Annotated in this window: 16 protein-coding genes; 10 read left to right on the top strand and 6 right to left on the bottom strand. The window is 61.2% G+C overall.

All coding sequences use genetic code 11. From position 1 onward, the window contains the following. Positions 1-29: 29 nt before the first annotated feature. Positions 30-851, top strand: a complete 822-nt coding sequence (locus AC0L3J_RS05485) for a tetratricopeptide repeat protein (RefSeq protein ID WP_473346308.1) — start codon at positions 30-32, stop codon at positions 849-851. Positions 852-935: 84 nt separating this feature from the next. Here the strand turns inward: AC0L3J_RS05485 and AC0L3J_RS05480 are convergent, their stop codons facing one another. Then, positions 936-1,394, bottom strand: a complete 459-nt coding sequence (locus AC0L3J_RS05480) for a hypothetical protein (RefSeq protein ID WP_473346306.1) — start codon at positions 1,392-1,394, stop codon at positions 936-938. A 97-nt stretch (positions 1,395-1,491) separates the two neighbouring features. On the opposite strand from AC0L3J_RS05480, the gene AC0L3J_RS05475 reads away from it, so the two are divergent. From AC0L3J_RS05475 to AC0L3J_RS05460, 4 genes are all read left to right on the top strand, one after another. Further along, entirely contained in the window at positions 1,492-1,641 is a 150-nt protein-coding gene (locus AC0L3J_RS05475; RefSeq protein ID WP_007591825.1) for a hypothetical protein, read from the top strand. 279 nt (positions 1,642-1,920) lie between these two features. Continuing rightward, a complete protein-coding gene (locus AC0L3J_RS05470; RefSeq protein WP_247408493.1) occupies positions 1,921-2,625 on the top strand; it encodes a GrlR family regulatory protein in 705 nt (234 codons plus the stop codon). 295 nt (positions 2,626-2,920) lie between these two features. After that, positions 2,921-3,856, top strand: coding sequence for a phosphatase PAP2 family protein (locus tag AC0L3J_RS05465; protein WP_473346304.1), 936 nt, complete (start codon positions 2,921-2,923; stop codon positions 3,854-3,856). Positions 3,857-4,020: 164 nt separating this feature from the next. Continuing rightward, positions 4,021-4,335, top strand: a complete 315-nt coding sequence (locus AC0L3J_RS05460) for a hypothetical protein (RefSeq protein ID WP_473346303.1) — start codon at positions 4,021-4,023, stop codon at positions 4,333-4,335. 136 nt (positions 4,336-4,471) lie between these two features. On the opposite strand, the gene AC0L3J_RS05455 is transcribed toward AC0L3J_RS05460, so the two are convergent. Beyond that, positions 4,472-6,361: a hypothetical protein gene (locus AC0L3J_RS05455; protein ID WP_473346302.1), complete on the bottom strand. Its 1,890-nt coding sequence runs from the start codon at positions 6,359-6,361 to the stop codon at positions 4,472-4,474. 442 nt (positions 6,362-6,803) lie between these two features. Between AC0L3J_RS05455 and AC0L3J_RS05450 the strand changes: the two genes are divergently transcribed. After that, the gene (locus AC0L3J_RS05450; protein WP_473346301.1) at positions 6,804-6,962 is read left to right on the top strand and encodes a hypothetical protein; all 159 of its coding nucleotides are present in this window, start codon (positions 6,804-6,806) and stop codon (positions 6,960-6,962) included. Positions 6,963-7,053: 91 nt separating this feature from the next. Then, positions 7,054-7,335: a hypothetical protein gene (locus AC0L3J_RS05445; RefSeq protein WP_473346299.1), complete on the top strand. Its 282-nt coding sequence runs from the start codon at positions 7,054-7,056 to the stop codon at positions 7,333-7,335. Positions 7,336-7,421: 86 nt separating this feature from the next. Here AC0L3J_RS05445 and AC0L3J_RS05440 read toward each other — a convergent pair whose 3' ends face one another. Further along, positions 7,422-8,684: a hypothetical protein gene (locus AC0L3J_RS05440; protein WP_473346297.1), complete on the bottom strand. Its 1,263-nt coding sequence runs from the start codon at positions 8,682-8,684 to the stop codon at positions 7,422-7,424. Between the two features lie 272 nt (positions 8,685-8,956). Between AC0L3J_RS05440 and AC0L3J_RS05435 the strand changes: the two genes are divergently transcribed. Then, positions 8,957-9,607 carry a hypothetical protein gene (locus AC0L3J_RS05435; RefSeq protein ID WP_473346295.1) on the top strand — a complete coding sequence of 217 codons (651 nt, stop codon included), beginning with the start codon at positions 8,957-8,959 and terminating at the stop codon, positions 9,605-9,607. Between the two features lie 293 nt (positions 9,608-9,900). Here the strand turns inward: AC0L3J_RS05435 and AC0L3J_RS05430 are convergent, their stop codons facing one another. The 3 genes from AC0L3J_RS05430 to AC0L3J_RS05420 are packed head-to-tail and all read right to left on the bottom strand — an operon-like array spanning position 9,901 to position 13,819. Continuing rightward, entirely contained in the window at positions 9,901-10,518 is a 618-nt protein-coding gene (locus tag AC0L3J_RS05430) for an Isoquinoline 1-oxidoreductase subunit (RefSeq protein ID WP_473346746.1), read from the bottom strand. Positions 10,519-10,526: 8 nt separating this feature from the next. Continuing rightward, positions 10,527-11,051 (bottom strand): (2Fe-2S)-binding protein, encoded by a 525-nt coding sequence (locus tag AC0L3J_RS05425; protein WP_473346294.1) that lies wholly within the window; start codon positions 11,049-11,051, stop codon positions 10,527-10,529. After that, positions 11,048-13,819 carry a xanthine dehydrogenase family protein molybdopterin-binding subunit gene (locus AC0L3J_RS05420; RefSeq protein WP_473346293.1) on the bottom strand — a complete coding sequence of 924 codons (2,772 nt, stop codon included), beginning with the start codon at positions 13,817-13,819 and terminating at the stop codon, positions 11,048-11,050. Before AC0L3J_RS05420 ends, AC0L3J_RS05425 begins: the two co-directional genes overlap by 4 nt. Before the next feature lie 235 nt (positions 13,820-14,054). Here AC0L3J_RS05420 and AC0L3J_RS05415 point away from each other — a divergent pair, with 235 nt between their 5' ends. Both AC0L3J_RS05415 and AC0L3J_RS05410 read left to right on the top strand, forming a co-directional pair. Then, on the top strand, positions 14,055-15,662 hold the full coding sequence (locus AC0L3J_RS05415) for a multicopper oxidase family protein (protein WP_473346292.1): 1,608 nt from the start codon (positions 14,055-14,057) through the stop codon (positions 15,660-15,662). A gap of 120 nt (positions 15,663-15,782) precedes the next feature. Then, the gene (locus tag AC0L3J_RS05410) at positions 15,783-17,405 is read left to right on the top strand and encodes an ABC-F family ATP-binding cassette domain-containing protein (RefSeq protein ID WP_456764596.1); all 1,623 of its coding nucleotides are present in this window, start codon (positions 15,783-15,785) and stop codon (positions 17,403-17,405) included. The last annotated feature ends 22 nt before the right edge of the window (positions 17,406-17,427 follow it).

Here is a 17,427-nt window from a genome sequence, read left to right as displayed (position 1 = left end):
TGCCGGGGCGACGACGCAACTTGGCGTCCATGCGGACTTTCCTCGTTGCGATCCTTCTCACGCTTGCGGTGCCGTTGTCGGCGCATGCGCAATCGGCCGATCTCGTCCTGTGCGACCGGGTTGCCGCCGACCCCAGCGATCCCGACAAGCCGGCCGACATCAGGGGCGTGACGGAGATTGCGGCCTCCGACGTCGCGACCGCCATCAAATTCTGCAAGCAGGCCGCGCCGTCATCGCGGCGCGCGATGTTCGCGCTCGGCCGCGCCTACGCGGCCAACCGGCAGACGGCGGACGCGATGGCCGCCTGGCGCAAGGCCGCCGACAAGGGATCGAGCGCGGCGATGGTTGAGCTCGGTGTGGCCTACGGCACCGGCTCCGGTGTCGCCAGGGATGAAGCGCAGGCGCGCAAATTGTTCGAGAAGGCGGCGCAGGCCGGCAATCCCCGCGGCATCAGCAATCTCGCCGCGCTCAGTGGCACGGGCGGTGCCGCGCCGGCCGATCCGGCACAGGCGCGCGCATTGCTCGGCAAGGCCGCCGAGACCAATGCGGAGGCGCAGTACCAGCTCGGCATGATGCTCTCCGAAGGCACGGGCGGGGCGAAGGACGACGCCGCGGCGCGTGCGCTGTTCGAGAAGGCTGCAGCGCAAAACCATCCCGGCGCGCTGGAGCGGATGGGCGCCTTCGCACAGGAAGGCCGCGGCGGGCCAAAAGACAAGGACGCCGCGAAATCCTATTACGAGCGCGCCGCAGCGCTTGGCGACGCCGATGCCAAGCAGGCGCTGGAGCGGCTGCGCTGTCCCTATGCGATCAAGGACAAGCAGGGCAAGCTCGTCACCACGCTGTGCTTCTAAAGCGCGTTGCACGCGCCTTGGATTTATTTGTGAGCATGATCTTTTCGGAAGACCGCTGCGCACTTTTCCGGATCATGCCGTAGCTCACTTGTAGTAGTAGGCGACGTTGTTGCGGGCGTCGCGATAAGTCGTCTCGAGAAAATCCGGATATTGCGCGGCCGCCCGGGCCACCGCGCGCACGACGCAGTCCCAGAAATCGCCGTCCCAGCTGAAATGCGCGAAGGTCGCGTCCTCGAACCTGACGGCGGTGATGATGGCTTGCCTGATCGCATCGTCGTCGGCGCGCGGATGAGCGCGCCTCACATAACCGAACAGCGGTCCCTGATGGGCGTGGTCGCGATCCCGGCGGTACTTCGCGCTGCTCTGCTCCGGCGTGAGGGTGCGGTTGACGCGAACCTCTTCGGCGGTCGGGCGCCCCTCGATCGAATCCAGCCGATAGCGTCGGCGCCAGAGCTCGAACGCGGCATCGAGCAGCGGCAGCTTCGCCGCGCTCGCGATGAAGGTTGCAATTTCGTCCGCCGCCCATGGCTGTGACTGCTCCATGCCCGCTTTGTCGCGTGCTTGTGTCGACGGGTTCGAATGCGTCAGGAACCAGCCCGGACGCGGTCCGTTGAATCCTCGACAAGCAGGAGGCGCAACCATGATCCGCAAGCTCGCATCCGGCGAATATCGGCTCTATTCGCGCAAGGTGAATCCCAAGACCGGCAAGCGCCGCAACCTCGGCACGTTCAGGAGCCGCGCGGCGGCCGAGAAGCATGAGCGCGAGGTGCAGTATTTCAAGCGTCACTAGCGCCTGAGAGGCCGCTCGCGACCGGCCAAACAAAAAACTCGAAAAACAACCCCATGCACAGTAGCCAAGTGTTTGAAATCACAGGTCCGCAAATGGTGTGAAATCGCTACCTGCGGAATTACCGAATTCTGTTGCGGCGTCGGGCAAAACAGGCGCATGATGGCATCATGGCAGGGTGTGGCTTCGCGAATGGCCCTGCGCGAAAAAGCCCGATGGTCTTGGTGCGACGGCGGTGCTAGGTAGCGCGTGCTTTCCTTCTGATATTCCGGGTCAATTGCGTTGCTGGACGGACTCTACAAGGTTGAATACGGCGTCAACGATGCCTTCGGCCGCAGCATCATGTGCATGCATGACGGCAAGCTGCTTGGCGGCAATTCGGCCTTCGCGCATCTCGGAAGCTATTTCGAGCGCGACGGCGAGATCATCGCCGAAGTCATCACCGAACGGCATAACGACGATCCCAACTACAAGCCGCTGATGGGGGCCGACGTCGCCTCGATCGGTGCGCGCGGCCGGCTCGTTGGCAACCAGATCCGTCTTGCGGGCAGCGCGGACACGATGCCGGGCGCCGGTTTCTGGGCCAATCTCACGCGGCTCGATGACGAGGGGTTGCCGCCGCAGGGGACGATTGGTCCGGGCGGGGTGGTGAACGGGCTCTATGCGATCCACCTGCGCGCGCTCGACGGGGTCGATGCCGGGCTCTCCGGCGTCATGCTGCTGATGGACGGCCGCATCCTGGGCGGCGATGCGTTCTTCTACTATCTCGGCTCCTATTCCTCGGCTGACGGCCGCTGGAAGGGCGAGATCCTCAACCAGGAGCACACGCCGGCGAAGGGCGAAAATCCCGTGTTCGGCGGCTATGAGGTCGGGATCGGCTTCTCCGGCACCTGCACCGCCGACAGCGGCGAACTCGAAGGCATTGCACTCGCGGGCAAGCGCAGCCTGCGGCTGGCAGCATCGCTCAAGCTGATGCGAAGGGCGTAGGACGGTTACTTAGAGATCTGGCATGTCTGCTTGAGAAGGTAACGCTGGTCTGACGTGCGACTCGTGGCGATGTCGGCAAGCGACCTCGAAGCGGACGTGAGCCCCCTCGGAGCCTATGGTCAGCCGATGATCCAATGCGAACGGCGTAGTCAGATTTGATGAGCAGCGCGGAACCTACCGAGGCGCACACACCCTTTACTTGTACGAGCCAAATTAAGAAATCATTAGACGAGCCTCGGATATTGACATTCCAAGAGGGGTCACGGATCCGAACGATGCGATAATGGACAGAGTAATGCGAAATGAAGGTTTTGTCCTTGCCGTCCTGAATGCTTATCGATTCAGCGAAATTCTGCGCTTGTGGATCGCAATTGCAATTGTTGCAGCCGTTGACCTCATATGGCTTCGCGCCGATGGGATGACGATGGCTATCGACCCGACGCAAGCGATGGCGTTCTGCGCGGCCGCTCTTCTCTCCTTTGTTTACACGAGGTTGAGGCCGGATCGGCGTATCGCTGAGCTGGCCACCGCTTTAACTCAGATCATTGCCTTTACGGTCGTGGGCGCGATCCTAAGTTATTTAACCGTCACGGCAAAGTTTCCGTTGGTCGATTCCCAGCTGGCCGGCGTCGACACCCTGCTGAGACTCAATTGGCTGGCTTTCTTTGAGTGGGTTGAGGCCAGACCAACTATCAAAGCGGTCCTCGGATTCGCGTATCATAGCTGTATGCCGCAGGTCGCTATCTTGTTGGTGTGGCTGAGTGCGTGCGGACGATTTGAAAGGATGCGAGAGTTTGTTTGGCTGTTCGTAACATCCCTCCTCGTGATTATTCCGATCTCATGGCTACTGCCGGCAGCGAGCGCATGGGTCTACTTCGGCGTCGTCGACCGAGTCGACGCGTATCATTTGATCGATTTTAACGCACTCCGAAGCGGCGAGATGACACGCATCTCGTTGACGCACGTGAATGGTCTGATCACATTTCCTTCTTTTCACGCTGCGTTGGCCATAATACTCATATACGCCAGCCGCGGCGTGAAGATGCTTTTCCCGCTATACCTTGTCTTGAACGTGCTGATGCTTGCTGCAACACCTACTGTAGGCGGCCATTATTTCATTGATGTCATCGCGGGCGCGGGTGTCATTCTCTGCCTCGCTTGCCTTCGACAGCTTCGCTGGGGCGTTTTGTTTGCGCGATGGAACACCTCGCCATCTCACGCGGCCGGATAGTCATCCACGCTCTGCAGGGGGCAGAGCGATTTGTCTTTGGCAGAGGTCATCAAACGACAAACAGATAGAAGTCCGCTTGTAGCAGCCTAACTCGCTAAAGCGAGCTGATCATGTCCGCTCCCAAACCGTGAGGAAGGGGCAACGATGTCTTCGGCCGCAGCATCATGTGCATGCATGACGGCAAGCTGCTGGGCGGCAATTCGGCCTTCGCGCATCTCGGAAGCTATTTCGAGCGCGGCGGCGCGTTCTTCTATTATCTCGGCTCCTATTCCTCGGCGGACGGCCGCTGGAAGGGCGAGATCCTCAACCAGGAGCACACGCCGGCGAAAGGCGAGCACCCCGTGTTTGGCGGCTACGAGGTCGGGATCGGATTTTCCGGAACCTGCACCGCCGACAGCGGCGAACTCGAAGGCATCGCGCTTGCCGGCAAGCGTAGCTTGCGGCTGGCAGCATCGCTCAAGCTGAAGCGGCGGGGCTAGGAAGGTTACTTAGAGATCTGGCACTTTTGCTTGAGAGGGTAACGCTGGCCGGTCTGACGCGCGACTCGCGGCGATGTCGGCTTGTGACCCTTAGCTGACCTCCAGCGGCGATAAGGTCGACATGCGCAAGTGACCCTTATTCAATCAGGCCCTCCTTCGTAATCTGCCTCCACAGCTGTGGATCTATCGCGCTTCCCTGAGCGATCGGCAGACCTTCGCCGGCAAAGACGGTTCGGAGCGCCGTCACCGAAGCGCGAATGCTATCGCCCATTGTCGCGTCGGGATTGAGCAATTCGGGCGGCGTAGCGATCTTCGTGGCGACGCGCTTGTTGACTCTGTCGATCGCCCGCTTGATCCGATCGCGAACGAGTTTCTTGCCGAACCTGGCGAAAAGTCCGGATTCAAACGAATTCGCCAACTTTTCAATCGCGCAGGAGTTCACCACCGTCACCGCCTCCCTCAGCACAGTGAGATCGGACGGGTTCTCGATCTTCCCTGAGCTCATCACACCTTGGGCGGACATGAAGTCGATCATCGCCCTGCGCGTCGGAGAGCCCTCGGCCCCGAAATCGCCGGTGTCGTCGACACAAAGCACACGCTGAATGGCTTTGGCTTGATTGAGCCCTATAGTTAGTTCGAAACCAGTCCGGCCGGTTTGCGGCGGCAAAGGCCGCCCCTGAGTTATTTCGCGCAAAATGTCCAAAAGATCTGAGTCTATTGCGTCTGCATCGTCTATTGCATCTGCATCGTCACCGCGAACTCTGCTAAGTCCGTATTTCTTCCTCAAGTTTTCAACGGCCGCTCTCATTTCTGAGTTGGTCCACTCCTTGCCTGTTTTTTGTACAGCAATCTTCGCCAACGAAGCGGCCTTCAGAATAGTGTTGCTGATCCGCTCCTTTCCGAAGTGCGCAAACAGTCCAACCTCGAACGCGCTTTTGAAACCATGTTTGTTGCAGCTCTCATATTTGTCCACCGCGGCCGATATCGCCGTCAACCGTTCTGACGTATCAATAATGTACGGCGATTGGCTGGGGCGGGCTGTCGAATCCAAGCGGTCTGGTAGGGGCGCTCTTTCTCCTTTTCGGCCTCGTTGACTACTCGGTTCGTCCGGACGCAGCTTGTAGTCGTATCCCTCAAAGAACTGTAATAGCGCAGATCTGGTGTTCGACTCTTCATCGCCGATCATGCCATCGACCTTGATGCACAGCGTTCGCTGAATCTGAGCAATGAGCGTAGGGGATAATTGCCGCTCGATCTTTGGGGGTGCAATCGGGTTAGCAAGCAACGAATTGTCCAGTCCCGGCGTTGCAGGCAGCAAGGTGTTCGATGTCCCCAGGCTCTGTAGTGCTTTTTCAATCCGCCGATCGAACGACGCCCCCGCGTCTGTCAAGAGACTACTAAGCTTGCCGGGTATCTCTTTCCAGCGCTCTTCCTCGCGAAGGGACCCTGCTAGGTCCAAGATACTGGCTTTCACTCGTTCCAGGTCTTTCTCCGTTGACGTAAGCTTGCGTGTCTGCGTGGCAAGAGAGTCTTGAATACGATCCCGTTGCGCGCTGACCTCGGTCGCATTCGCCGTGGCTTCCTTCACTTTTGCCTCAATCTCCGCCACTTTTGTCGTCGCTTCCGTCACTTTCGCGTCGGCCTCTGCAGCTTTCGACAAGGCCGTCTTTGCACTTGCCTCTGCCTTCGCTGCCTCAGATAGCGCGTCCTCAGACCGCTTCATAGCCTTACCGGTCAGATCAAACTGTCGTTCGAGGTCTGTGACTTGCAACGATCTCAGCTTGCCGGCTGTCTCATGCGCGTCTTTCAACAATACTTCGACTTCAAGAAGTCTCTTTGTGGTTTCTTGTTGCTGGTCAGCGCCCTTTGCGTAAAACATGTAGATTGCGAATGCCGATAAGCCAACCATGATGAGCAGAGAGGCTTGCAGCTTCACAAAGCCCAATGCTTCCGAAGCAACATCCCACGGCGTACGGCCAACAACATGTTCTGGTGCGCTATTCTTATCACCTGGAGTTTTGATCATCGGAGGCCAAGCCTAAATCTGCTAAAGGATATGTGGATACTAGCAGCCCTAATTGATCTCGAACACGAGAAAGACGCTTCACGCAACCTTCGCGATTAGTGAAAAGGGCACTGTTGTCGCCGCGGCGTCGACCCAAGTAGGAACGAGTGGTCGAAGCAGCGCTTCCGGAACTGTGGATTGGCAGAGATCGAAGGGTATCAGTTGGGTCGGTGAAAGTAGCTCTCGGGATAATCGGCGAGAGCATACGTTTCCGCTGATGGCCCTTTGCTGACCTGCGGCGCGCAGCCATTCGAGGATCGCTTCTGACCCACAGCGGACATTCAGCGCATGGCCCGGTGTTGCTGTCCTGAGCGACGGAAGGTATTCTGGCCGCCTCTCAGCAGAGGCCACAACCTTGTTCAGGCTCGGTAATCTTGTCCGCCACAGGAGTGGAGGTCCGATCATGGTTGTCGATCAGGATGTTTTTCCTTCATCCATCGAGCCAAAAATCCATTGCGTTTGGATCGAGGCCGGTCGACGCCGCCACGCTTCCTTCAGAGAAGGAGAGCTTGACGCGGTGCACGGTGACGGGACGCCAAAAGACTATGGTCCAGAACAGTAGCGCCGCCTGAACTGTGGATGTCGCTTGTTGGCCGAAACAGACGTTTCCCGATTTCACCGCATCGGGCGACCTGCCCTTGATAGGACGAAGTATGACGGAAAGCGAAAAGAAGCTCCTGATCGCACTCGTCGCCATGGTTCACCAATATCAGTACGAGTACGAGGATGACGCTGACACTCTCGCGGAGAGCGCCGGACAACTTGCAATTCAGGCACTCGCGGACTTTGGACTGATGGAAATTGTCGACAGCCGCTTTGGACGCTGGACAGAAGCGGGTAAGAAGTTGGCCGAAGAAATCGGGTATGTGAAGCAAAAGCCGACAGCCTATCCCGGTTCGATCAGATTGACCGGAAGGTCTGAGCCAGAAAAATGAAAGCCGATGTCCGGTTGTGGCCCATAGCGGACTTTTGGCTGAAGGCCGCATGCGAGTACGACCGCTCATACTTGCTCGGCTCCCCCTCACAATTTTGCGAAGCCGCTTGCAAGTTCGTATGTTCGCAGAAAGATGATGTATTCGTCGCGCTCGAACGCGATGAGGTAGTTGCTGCCATGTTTGTCGAGTTCTTCGCTGATCGCCTCGCCGTTAATCCGGTTCGCATTGCGATAAAGATATTGGGGAGGCAGCGGGGGCGCGCCGTTGATTGAGACGATTGAACTGTCGCAAAAAGCAAATCCGCGTAGTTCCGGCTCAATCTCAGCCGCGGAGTAATCCAGTCGCTCTTTCGCGCTCATCTCCGCAGGAAGTTCACCTGTAGGTTCTAGCCTGTTGATCGAGAGATCTGTGTGCGCCGGGTAGACGTCGCCTTCCACTTGGCGACTGAAGAATATGACTGCGCCGGGTTCGCGGCGGGCCAATCCGTTATGCCCCGGAGAGACGCCAGAAAAGTAGTCTTGGAACCGATTCCCTTCGATGAGCGGAGGTTTGCTAGGCCCATAGGCGATATCCCAAAGCGAATGTCGCGTTCGCTGATCAGGAAACCAATAGGCTGGTTTGCTCGGAGGCCAGCCAGACCTTACGACATCGCGCACCGCGTCGGAGAGCTTCATTCTTGAAATGCCGAAGCACTGGGAGGCCATTACACGAAGCCCGGGCTTCCACTGAGGAGGCTTCCACATATTTATCGGGTTGATGCCCAACAGCTCGTAAGTGATGAGATTCTTTTTCGCCTCGGTCTCACGCCAAACTTCCCATTCTTCGCGCGTTGCTCGGGAAATTGTGGAACCCAGGAATTTCAATTCAGAGCGCGGGCTTTCGTATGCATCCTCCGATGCATAGGCTACGCCTGACCAAGGCTCATTGGCACGTTCGTACGTGACCGCGAGCGGTAATAGCTTTTTGGGAACTCTGCCGTTCTGCGTGGTCTCGCCATGGCAGGCATCAGGCAGAAGTACTGCGACACCGTGCTGATCTCTTGTCTTGAGCCCGAAGATTGTGGGGACGACGCCAACTTCGACTGTTCGGTCGTTATCCTTGTAGGTGGTGATTTTGACGTGGCAACCGACCACGATGTCGAAATCGAGCGGCTCGCCTTTGTAGGCGTAGCTGGCCTTGAATCGATAATAGTAGGCGCCATCGTGGCCAGGTACGTTGACCTTGACCGACTTCGTGAAGCTCAGCAAGCCGAAGAGGAGCCAAGGTTGCGAGAACAACAGCATAAGCCCCAAGCCGATTGAAACGACAACGGCTCCGAAGATCAAACTGGGTAATGTCTTCATGTCCACTTAGGCGCGTCTATTGCGGTCAGGCTGTTGTAGCAGTGCAGCCTCATAGCAAACAGAGGTTGTGGAAGTGATCGATGGCCTGCCATCTTTTGTGGCTTCGTTTTCACCAATCGTTAGCCGTCGCATTTGCGGAACTACGTGCGAAGGCAAGCGAGCGCTGTTCGCAGCCCGGAAGTCGGCTCATGGCCCGTAGCGGACCATTCAATGCGAGGTATTCCATTTATCGGCTTGAAAGGACCTCCAGCTAAGTCTTGCGTTGTAGAGGTGCCCCCTTGGGATTTACGAGTAACGTCTACATCGATCTTCTGATTTATCAGCTTCCACTCTATGCTTTCGTCATGGGGTGCGGCTACGCTTCCTGGCTCGCAATCAATCGGCGACAGCATTTGCTCGCCCTATTTCTTGTGGGGGCAGCCATTTTTCCGCTCGCAAGCTACGTCTATGCGGTCGCCGATGCGCGTCTCGTGGCTCCTAACGCGCGTAAGGCCGAGGTGGCATCTTGGCCACGGGAGAGGATCACTCCCGATAACAGGCCTCGCATATTTCTCACAACTTGGATGAACGTCGGCGGCTCGATAGCAAGAAAGCTGGTTGAACTTGATCGTTTTGAGAGAGCCTACGGCTTGATTGGCGATGATTGGTACTCTTTCGAACGAGTAGCAGGTTCCGCATGCGCTGAGCCTCACTACAACGCGCTGTCGCTCTATCGCCAAGACGAGACTCGCAAATCAACCGCATGCGTCTCTGTTACAAAAGTTGGAGGCCGGTTCGATACCTTTCCGCAAATCGCGGAGCCACACCTGCGCTTACTGACCGATGAGGCCGCCCCGTCGCGCCACCAAAATGGCGGAACCGTCTATGGCAGCAGCACTCTAGAACTTAGATCGATTTCAAGAGATCACAATACTCTCGTTTCATTCTGAGAAGCCCCTTATTTCGATGCTCCTGCGTTCCCGCCAATATTTATGTATCGGGAAATGGAATGGTGGAGGCGATCCTTCGAGGGTGAGCACTCACGTCATCCCGAACCAATCAAGTTCGTCTTAGACGCTCTTGGCAACACTTAGAGCCGGCGAACTCCGACAGCGTCGAACCGCAGCCGGTGCCAACCCTACCTTCTGCTTCTGGCCCATAGCCGACTCTCTAAGGCGGGCTGACCATGTCTGCTCCCAAGGATAGAGCGGCTATTCATCCAAATCGAATTTGTGAGCACCCACTAAGGCGCCGGACACGCCGCTCCGGTCTTCACCCAGGCCTCCACCAGCGCGCCGGCCTGCGCTTGCGTGCCCGGCACGGGTGAGCGGCCGAAGCCGGGCTTCCAGGCCCAGCCGACGAGGGTGTCCTTGCCGATATGGTCGATCAGGTCTTCCACCTTGCGGCCGCCATTGCGCGCGGGATCCCTGATCTGCTCGCAGATCTCGCCGACGGTCTTGCCCTCCCAGGCCATCTCGCGCGGGGCCAGATGCCAGTCGGGATGGCCGGGCATGCGGCCGGGCTCGAAATTGGCCTTCTGGTGGCAACTGTTGCAGCGCATCGCCTCGAGCCCATGGCCGTCAGTGCCGCGCGTGACCGGCGGCTGATGCAGGCGGGCATTGTCGCCCTGGTGCGGCCTGTCGCCGGCCGGATGGCAATTGGTGCAGCGCGGATTTGTCAGCACCTTGCCGAGCTCGGTGAAGATTGCGGCCGAACGCTTCTCTGTGTCGCCGATCGAAGCAAAGCTCTCGGGCGAGGCGAGGGCGTGGCTTGCCGTCTCCGACGCCGCGTAGCCCGCACCGAGACTGCCGGCGAGGGCGGCGACCACGGCAATCATCTTGAACCGCACGTCGGAGATCATGATGCGTGTCACTTGGTGGCCATGAGGTAGCGCTTCGAGTCGGCGAGGATCACGTCGCGCACCGCCTCGTGATATTTGACGTAGCCGGTGCAGCGGCAGAGATGACCGTCGAGCGCGTCCGCGATGGTCTGCTCCAGCGCCTCGCGCGCGACCGGTGCCCGCGACAGGCGCTCCAGCAAGACCTGGCCCTCATTGAGGAAGCCGGCGGTGCAATAGCCGCATTGAAAGGCGAAATGCGCGATGAAGGCCTTTTGCAGGGTCGAGAGCTCGCCGTCCTTGGCGTGGCCCTCGACGGTGCGGATCGACTTGCCGTCGAAATTCACGGCGGGCGCGACGCAGGTCGGGGTGGTGGTGCTGGTGCCGTCGGGCGCATCGATGATGACGGCGCAGCTCAGGCATTGCGCGGCGCCGCAGCCGAACTTGGTGCCGGTCATGCCCAGCATCTCGCGCAGAAAATCATTCATCGAGAGATCGTCGCGGACGTCCATCGGACCATGCTTCTGGCCGTTGATGGTGAGGCTGAGGGTCGTCACGCGAGCACTCCCTTCAATAGGCTTGCGGTGACCGGCAGCGCGCGGAAGCGATGGCCGGTGGCGTCGTGGATGGCGTTGATCAGCGCCGGCACGATCGGGATCATCACGACCTCCGCCATGCCCTTCGGTGCTTCGTCCGCTACTAGCGGCTTCAGCATCTCGATCTCGAGATCGCGGAGCGGCAGGTCGGAGCCGCGTGCGACCAGATAGCGCCCGAGATTCCATTCGCCGTTGCCCGGCCCGCCCTCGAACGGGGGCAGGGTTTCGAGCAGCGCGTAGCCGACGCCCATGGCGAAGCCGCCCTGGGCCTGGCCCATCACCACCTCGGGCACCAGCGCGGTGCCGCATTCGAGCACGCTATAGGCCTTGGCGATGCGCAAGCTCCCGGTTGCGCGCTCGATCTCGACGCGGACGACCGTGCCGCACATCGAGGTGTAGGCGGTGCCGATCCGGTTGTTGTCGGTCGGCGGAAACTTGACGCTGCTGCGGTTGATCCGCTCGAACTTGCCGTTGCCTTTGCGGATCGCCAGCGCGTCGATCTCGGCGCGGTATTGCTCGCCGGACAGCGGGAAGCGTGCCCGCGACCACGCCCAGCGCGAGAAGCTGTGCGCAACCGCACCGGTGACGAAGCCGCGCGCATGAGCTGTTGCCGCGAGCGCAGGGAGGGCGAGCGGCTCCAGGCCGGGCATGGTGAGCTGGCCGTTCTGCCAGCTTGCGCTGGCCGATTGTCGCGCGCGCGGATCAGTCTTTGCGATGCGCCACAGCTCGAGCGCCGCGGGCCACAGGCCGAAGCGGAAAATCACGCGGGCGGCTTCCGCGGCGGAATGCGTGCCGACATGGGCGCCGATCGAGGAGCTCGTTGGCGAGCTGATCGCAGGCACCCAGCGCGGATTTTTCTCCGCGGCATCCTGGGTCTTCTGGTCCATTGTGGAGGGATCGCCCGACGTGACCAGCCCGAGCACGTCATAGCTGTCGACGCGGGCGACCGAGACCTCGTCGGCGATGGCGCCAAGATGGCCGGCGACGCGGTTGGCCAGCGCCGTCCCGATGCCGTTGCCCATCTCGACATGATCGCAAAAGATCACGATCCTGCCGTCGGGGGCAAGCTCGACACGGCCGAGCGAGCCGTCCGCGCCGGAGCCATAGTCTTTCGTCACGCAGGCAACGCCGGTGCCGACCAGCCGATCCGACGAGGTCTGCTTGAACTGCGCCCGCTGCTGCCAGATCGGGTGCTTCTCGAGCTTGTCGAGGATTTCGGGCGTCCGCACCGAGACGATGTAGGGATTGCCGGTCATGGTCCGGCCGTTCTGCGGCAGCGCATTGCGCCGCCGGAATTCGATCGGATCGCGCTTGAGCTCGGATGCGGCTTCGTCGATCAGGACTTCCAGCGCCGTCATGGCTTGCAGGATGCCATAGCCGCGCATCGAGCCTGCGCTCACGCCGCGCGAGTGCACCGCGACGGTCCTGACGTCGACCTTCGGAATGTCGTAGATGCCGATCGCGCCGGTGGCCGCGACGACGGCGACGCTGGCCGAGAAATGGGCGAGCCCGCCGCCGTCGAGCACGTGATCGGCGGCGAACGCCTTGATCTTGCCGGTCGCGCGATCGATGCCGATGCGCGAGCGCATCTTGATCGCGTGGCGTTTGATGCCGGCCTGAAATTGCTGGTAGCGGTCATGCGCCAGCCGCACCGGCTTGCCGGGAAAGCAGACCGCCGCGAGCGCAACATAGAGAATGAAAGGCGTGTGATCGCGGCCACCGAAGCCGCCGCCGACATGGGCGAACTGCGCGTTGATGTGCGCCGGCTTGTAGGGCGCGCGGGCCTTGCCGAACAGATGCGCGATCGACTCCGCCGCCTCGTAGGGCGACTGCACGCCAAGCAGCAGTTCGAGATTGCCGCCCTTGCCGTCGTACCAGGCGAGCCCGCATTCCGGCTCCAGGAACATCGGGTCGACCGATTGCGTCTCGAACTCGCGGTCGAGCACCAGTATCGAGGCGTCATTCGCTGCAAGCTCGGCGCGGATCTGCTCGCCATGTTTCGCCGCCTTGGCGTAATCCGCCGGCATGTCCTTCGCGAGCGGCGACCACACCGGCAGCGCCGCGCTCTGCACCTTCTTGGGCGAGACCCAGCCGGCCTGGAGCGGCGAATAGACATCCGGCTTGTCAGGCGAGGGACCTGCCACGCGGGTGAAGCGGAAGGCCCCGTAATCCGGGACGACGACAGGCCCCGTCTCCTCGCCGAATTGGACGAACGTGCCGTCGCGCAGCGCGAGACGCGCCTGGTCGAAGGCATCGAACTTCTCGAAGATCAAAAGCGCGACCGGCTGCCCGAGATAAAGCGGCGTCTTGCCGATCGGACAGAACAGGTCGCCCGCATAGAATTCCGGCACCTGTGTGCCGATGCGGTCGAGATCGGCGGCAGTCACCACCATCGACGGCTTGAGTGCGCCGCCGAGGCGGGCGAGGTCCAGCCCGGTATAGACATGCGTGGCGTCGTTGGCGCGGACCAGGATGGCGTGCGAGGTGGCTTGCGGCCAGCCCGCCAGATCGTTGGCGCGGAAGTCGGAGGCGTAAAGCTTTGCGCCCGTGACCTTGGCGACGCCGTCGACGCGGCCGGCGCCCGTTGTCGCGGGATTGAACTTGCCGCGTCCGGGCAGCGTCTCGTGCGCTGCGAAGGGCACGCCCGCCGCGGACGCCAGATGTGACAGGCTGACCGAGATGCCTCCCGCCGACAACCACTTCACGAACTCACGTCGCGAAGGCCCCATGATCATATCCTTGTACAGAGTTTCGAGAACATCGGGATGCGGCCAGCATGTGATGTCCGGAGGGCATAGGTCAGCGCCAATGCGAATCCGTCACGATGCATCATGCGACGATAGAACGGGTGAGGAGGTTTACAACCGCTGAATGTCGTGCGCTCGCAGATCGAATTGTGGTTTCGTGCTTGCTTTAGAGTCGAATCGAACGGAAGACGGTCCGGCAACAGGGGGCGCAATTCAAATGCAGCACGATCCGAACGGTGCGTCTTCAGTCACCAGCACCATGGGCACGACGACATTGTCGCGCCGCCAGTTGCTGGATTGCGGTCTCAAAGCCGGCGCGTTGTCCCTGTTCGCAGGTGCAGCGAATGCCCAGCACGCCGTGCACGACCATGCAGGCATGTCCCACACCGCGGACATGTCGCCGACCATGGGAATGATCGCAGAAACGCCCGTTCCCGCTATGGACCAAGCGCTGGTCGAGCCCGAGGTGCGGCGGTCCGTCAATGGCGTGCTGAGCACGACGTTGCGCGTCGGCTACGCCTATCGCCAGATCGGCGGCGTCCGGCTCTACGTCAGATCCTATGAAGGCGGCAGCCCCGGCCCGACCTTGCGCATGAAGCCCGGCGATACGCTGCGCATCAAGATGATCAACGATTTGCCGCCGAACCGCGATGGATTGCCGGCCGACATCAGCCATCCGCACCAGTTCAACAACACCAATTTCCATTTCCACGGCGCGCATACCAGCCCGAGCGGGATTTCCGACAACGTCATGCGCTCGATGGCGCCGGGCCGCAGCTACAATATCGAAATCACCTTGCCGGCGGATCACACCAAGGGCACCTATTGGTATCACCCACATCACCACGGCAGCGCCGACATCCAGATGTCCTCCGGCATGGTCGGCGCCATCGTCATCGAAGGCGATTTCGCCGACGTTCCGGAGATCGCGACCGCCCGCGAGCGCCTCATGGTGCTGACCCAGGTGGTCTACGATGCCAACGGCATGGTCGAGAATTTCGAGACGCTGTTTCCCGAGACGGCGACGCGCTTTCTCGCCATCAACGGCCAGCGCCGGCCAATGATCGAGATGCGGCCCGGCGAGGTGCAGCGCTGGCGCATCCTCAATGCCGCCTATCAGGACGACATGCTGCTCGACCTGGAGAAGCACGATCTGCAAGCGATCGCCTATGACGGCATCCAGCTCGGCGCCATGCAGCCGCTCAAGCAGGTCCTGATCGCGCCCGGCCAGCGCGCCGACATTCTGGTGAAGGCAGGCGGCCCCGGCACCTACGCCTTCAACGCGGCGCAGTACGACCAGGGCCATCCTTCGCCGGTGGGACCGCTGGCGCGGGTCGTGGTGTCAGGCGCGCCGATGGACATGAAGCTGCCGCGCGCTTTGCCGCCGGCGCCGCTCGCGACCATCAAGGACTCCGAGATCACCAACCGCCGCAAGGTGGTGCTGTCGGCCACCGCGCCGGAAGCCGATGCCGCCGGCCATTGGCAGGAATTCGAGTTCTTCGTCGACGGCAAGAAGTTCGACCCCGGCCGCATCGATCAGCGGGTCAAGCTGGGTGCGGTCGAGGAGTGGACCATCGTCAACACGCATGAGCACGACGACCACGTGTTCCACATCCATACCAACCCGTTCCAGGTGATCTCGGCCAATGGCAAGGCGCTGGCGGTGCCGGAATGGCGGGATTCCGTGATCGTGGAGCGCAAGGGCGGCGTGGTCGTGTTCCGCTCGCGCTTCATCGATTTCACCGGCGTCTACATGCTCCACTGCCACATGATGAACCATGAGGAGATGGGCATGATGCAGACCGTGGAGGTCTACAAGGCCTAAGCTGCGGGTCTAATTGCGCGAATTCGGCGGCGCGGGGGCTGATCCGGGTCCGGCCGGACTTCCCCTGGCGGCCCGCATGGCCTATGACGCTGCAACGCAACAATCCCCCAAAAAGACCCCATGATCCGCCTCGACAACGTCAGCAAGCAAGCCGGCCACCAGATCCTGTTCATCGAAGCGTCCGCCGCCCTCAACAAGGGCGAGAAGATCGGCCTCGTTGGCCCGAACGGCGCCGGCAAGACCACGCTCTTCCGGATGATCGCCGGCGAGGAACCGCCCGATGAGGGGCAGGTCTCGACCGATCGCGGCATCACCATCGGCTATTTCAACCAGGACGTCGGCGAGATGGCCGGCCGCAGCGCCGTGGCCGAAGTCATGGACGGGGCTGGGCCGGTGAGCGCGGTGGCGGCCGAGCTGCACGAGCTCGAGACCGCGATGGCCGACCCTGATAAGGCCGACCAGATGGACGAGATCATCGCCCGCTACGGCGAGGTGCAGCACGCCTTCGAGGAGCTCGACGGCTACGCGCTCGACGGCCGCGCGCGCGAGGCGCTGTCCGGCCTCGGCTTCAGCCAGGAGATGATGGACGGCGACGTCGGCAAGCTCTCCGGCGGCTGGAAGATGCGCGTGGCGCTGGCGCGTATTCTCCTGATGCGTCCCGACGTCATGCTGCTCGACGAGCCCAGCAACCATCTCGATCTCGAAAGCCTGATCTGGCTGGAGAAGTTCTTGCACGATTACGAAGGCACGCTGCTGATGACCTCGCACGATCGCGAGTTCATCAACCGCGTGATTTCGAAGGTGGTCGAGATCGATTCCGGTTCGCTCACCACCTACGCCGGCGATTACGAATTCTACGAGCAGCAGCGGGCGCTGAGCGAGAAGCAGCAGCAGGCGCAGTTCGAGCGCCAGCAGGCGATGCTCGCCAAGGAGATCAAGTTCATCGAGCGGTTCAAGGCGCGCGCCTCTCATGCGGCTCAGGTCCAGAGCCGGGTGAAGAAGCTCGACAAGATCGAGCGGGTCGAGCCGCCGCGCCGCCGCCAGACGGTGGCATTCGACTTTCCGCCGGCGCCGCGCTCGGGCGAGGACGTCGTTGCGCTCAAGAAGGTGTTCAAGGGCTACGGCAGCAAGCGCATCTATGACGGGCTTGATTTCATGATCCGCCGCCGGGAGCGCTGGTGCGTGATGGGCGTCAACGGCGCCGGAAAATCGACACTGCTCAAGCTCGTCGCCGGTGCGAGCGAGCCGGACGAGGGCACGGTGGCGGTCGGCGGCAGCGTCAAGATGGGCTATTTCGCGCAGCACGCGATGGATTTGCTCGACGGCGAGCAGACGGTGTTCGAGTCACTCGAATATGCGTTTCCGACCGCGGGGCAGGGCTCCCTGCGCGCGCTCGCCGGCTGCTTCGGCTTCTCCGGCGACGACGTCGAGAAGCGCTGCCGTGTGCTGTCAGGCGGCGAGAAGGCGCGCCTGGTGATGGCCAAGATGCTGTTCGATCCGCCGAACTTTCTGGTGCTGGACGAGCCGACCAACCATCTCGACCTCGCCACCAAGGAGATGCTGATCGCGGCGCTGTCGGATTTCGAGGGCACCATGCTGTTCGTCTCGCATGACCGGCATTTTCTCAGCGTCCTGTCGAACCGCGTGCTGGAGCTGACGCCCGAAGGCATCCACCAGTTCGGCGGCGGCTACACCGAATACGTCGCGCGCACGGGGCAGGAAGCGCCGGGATTGCGGAGCTAGCATTCCGCTACGCCGCCTTGAC

This window comes from Bradyrhizobium sp. Kon37, assembly GCF_055807535.1.
This window is presented reverse-complemented; position numbering and strand designations above follow the sequence as displayed.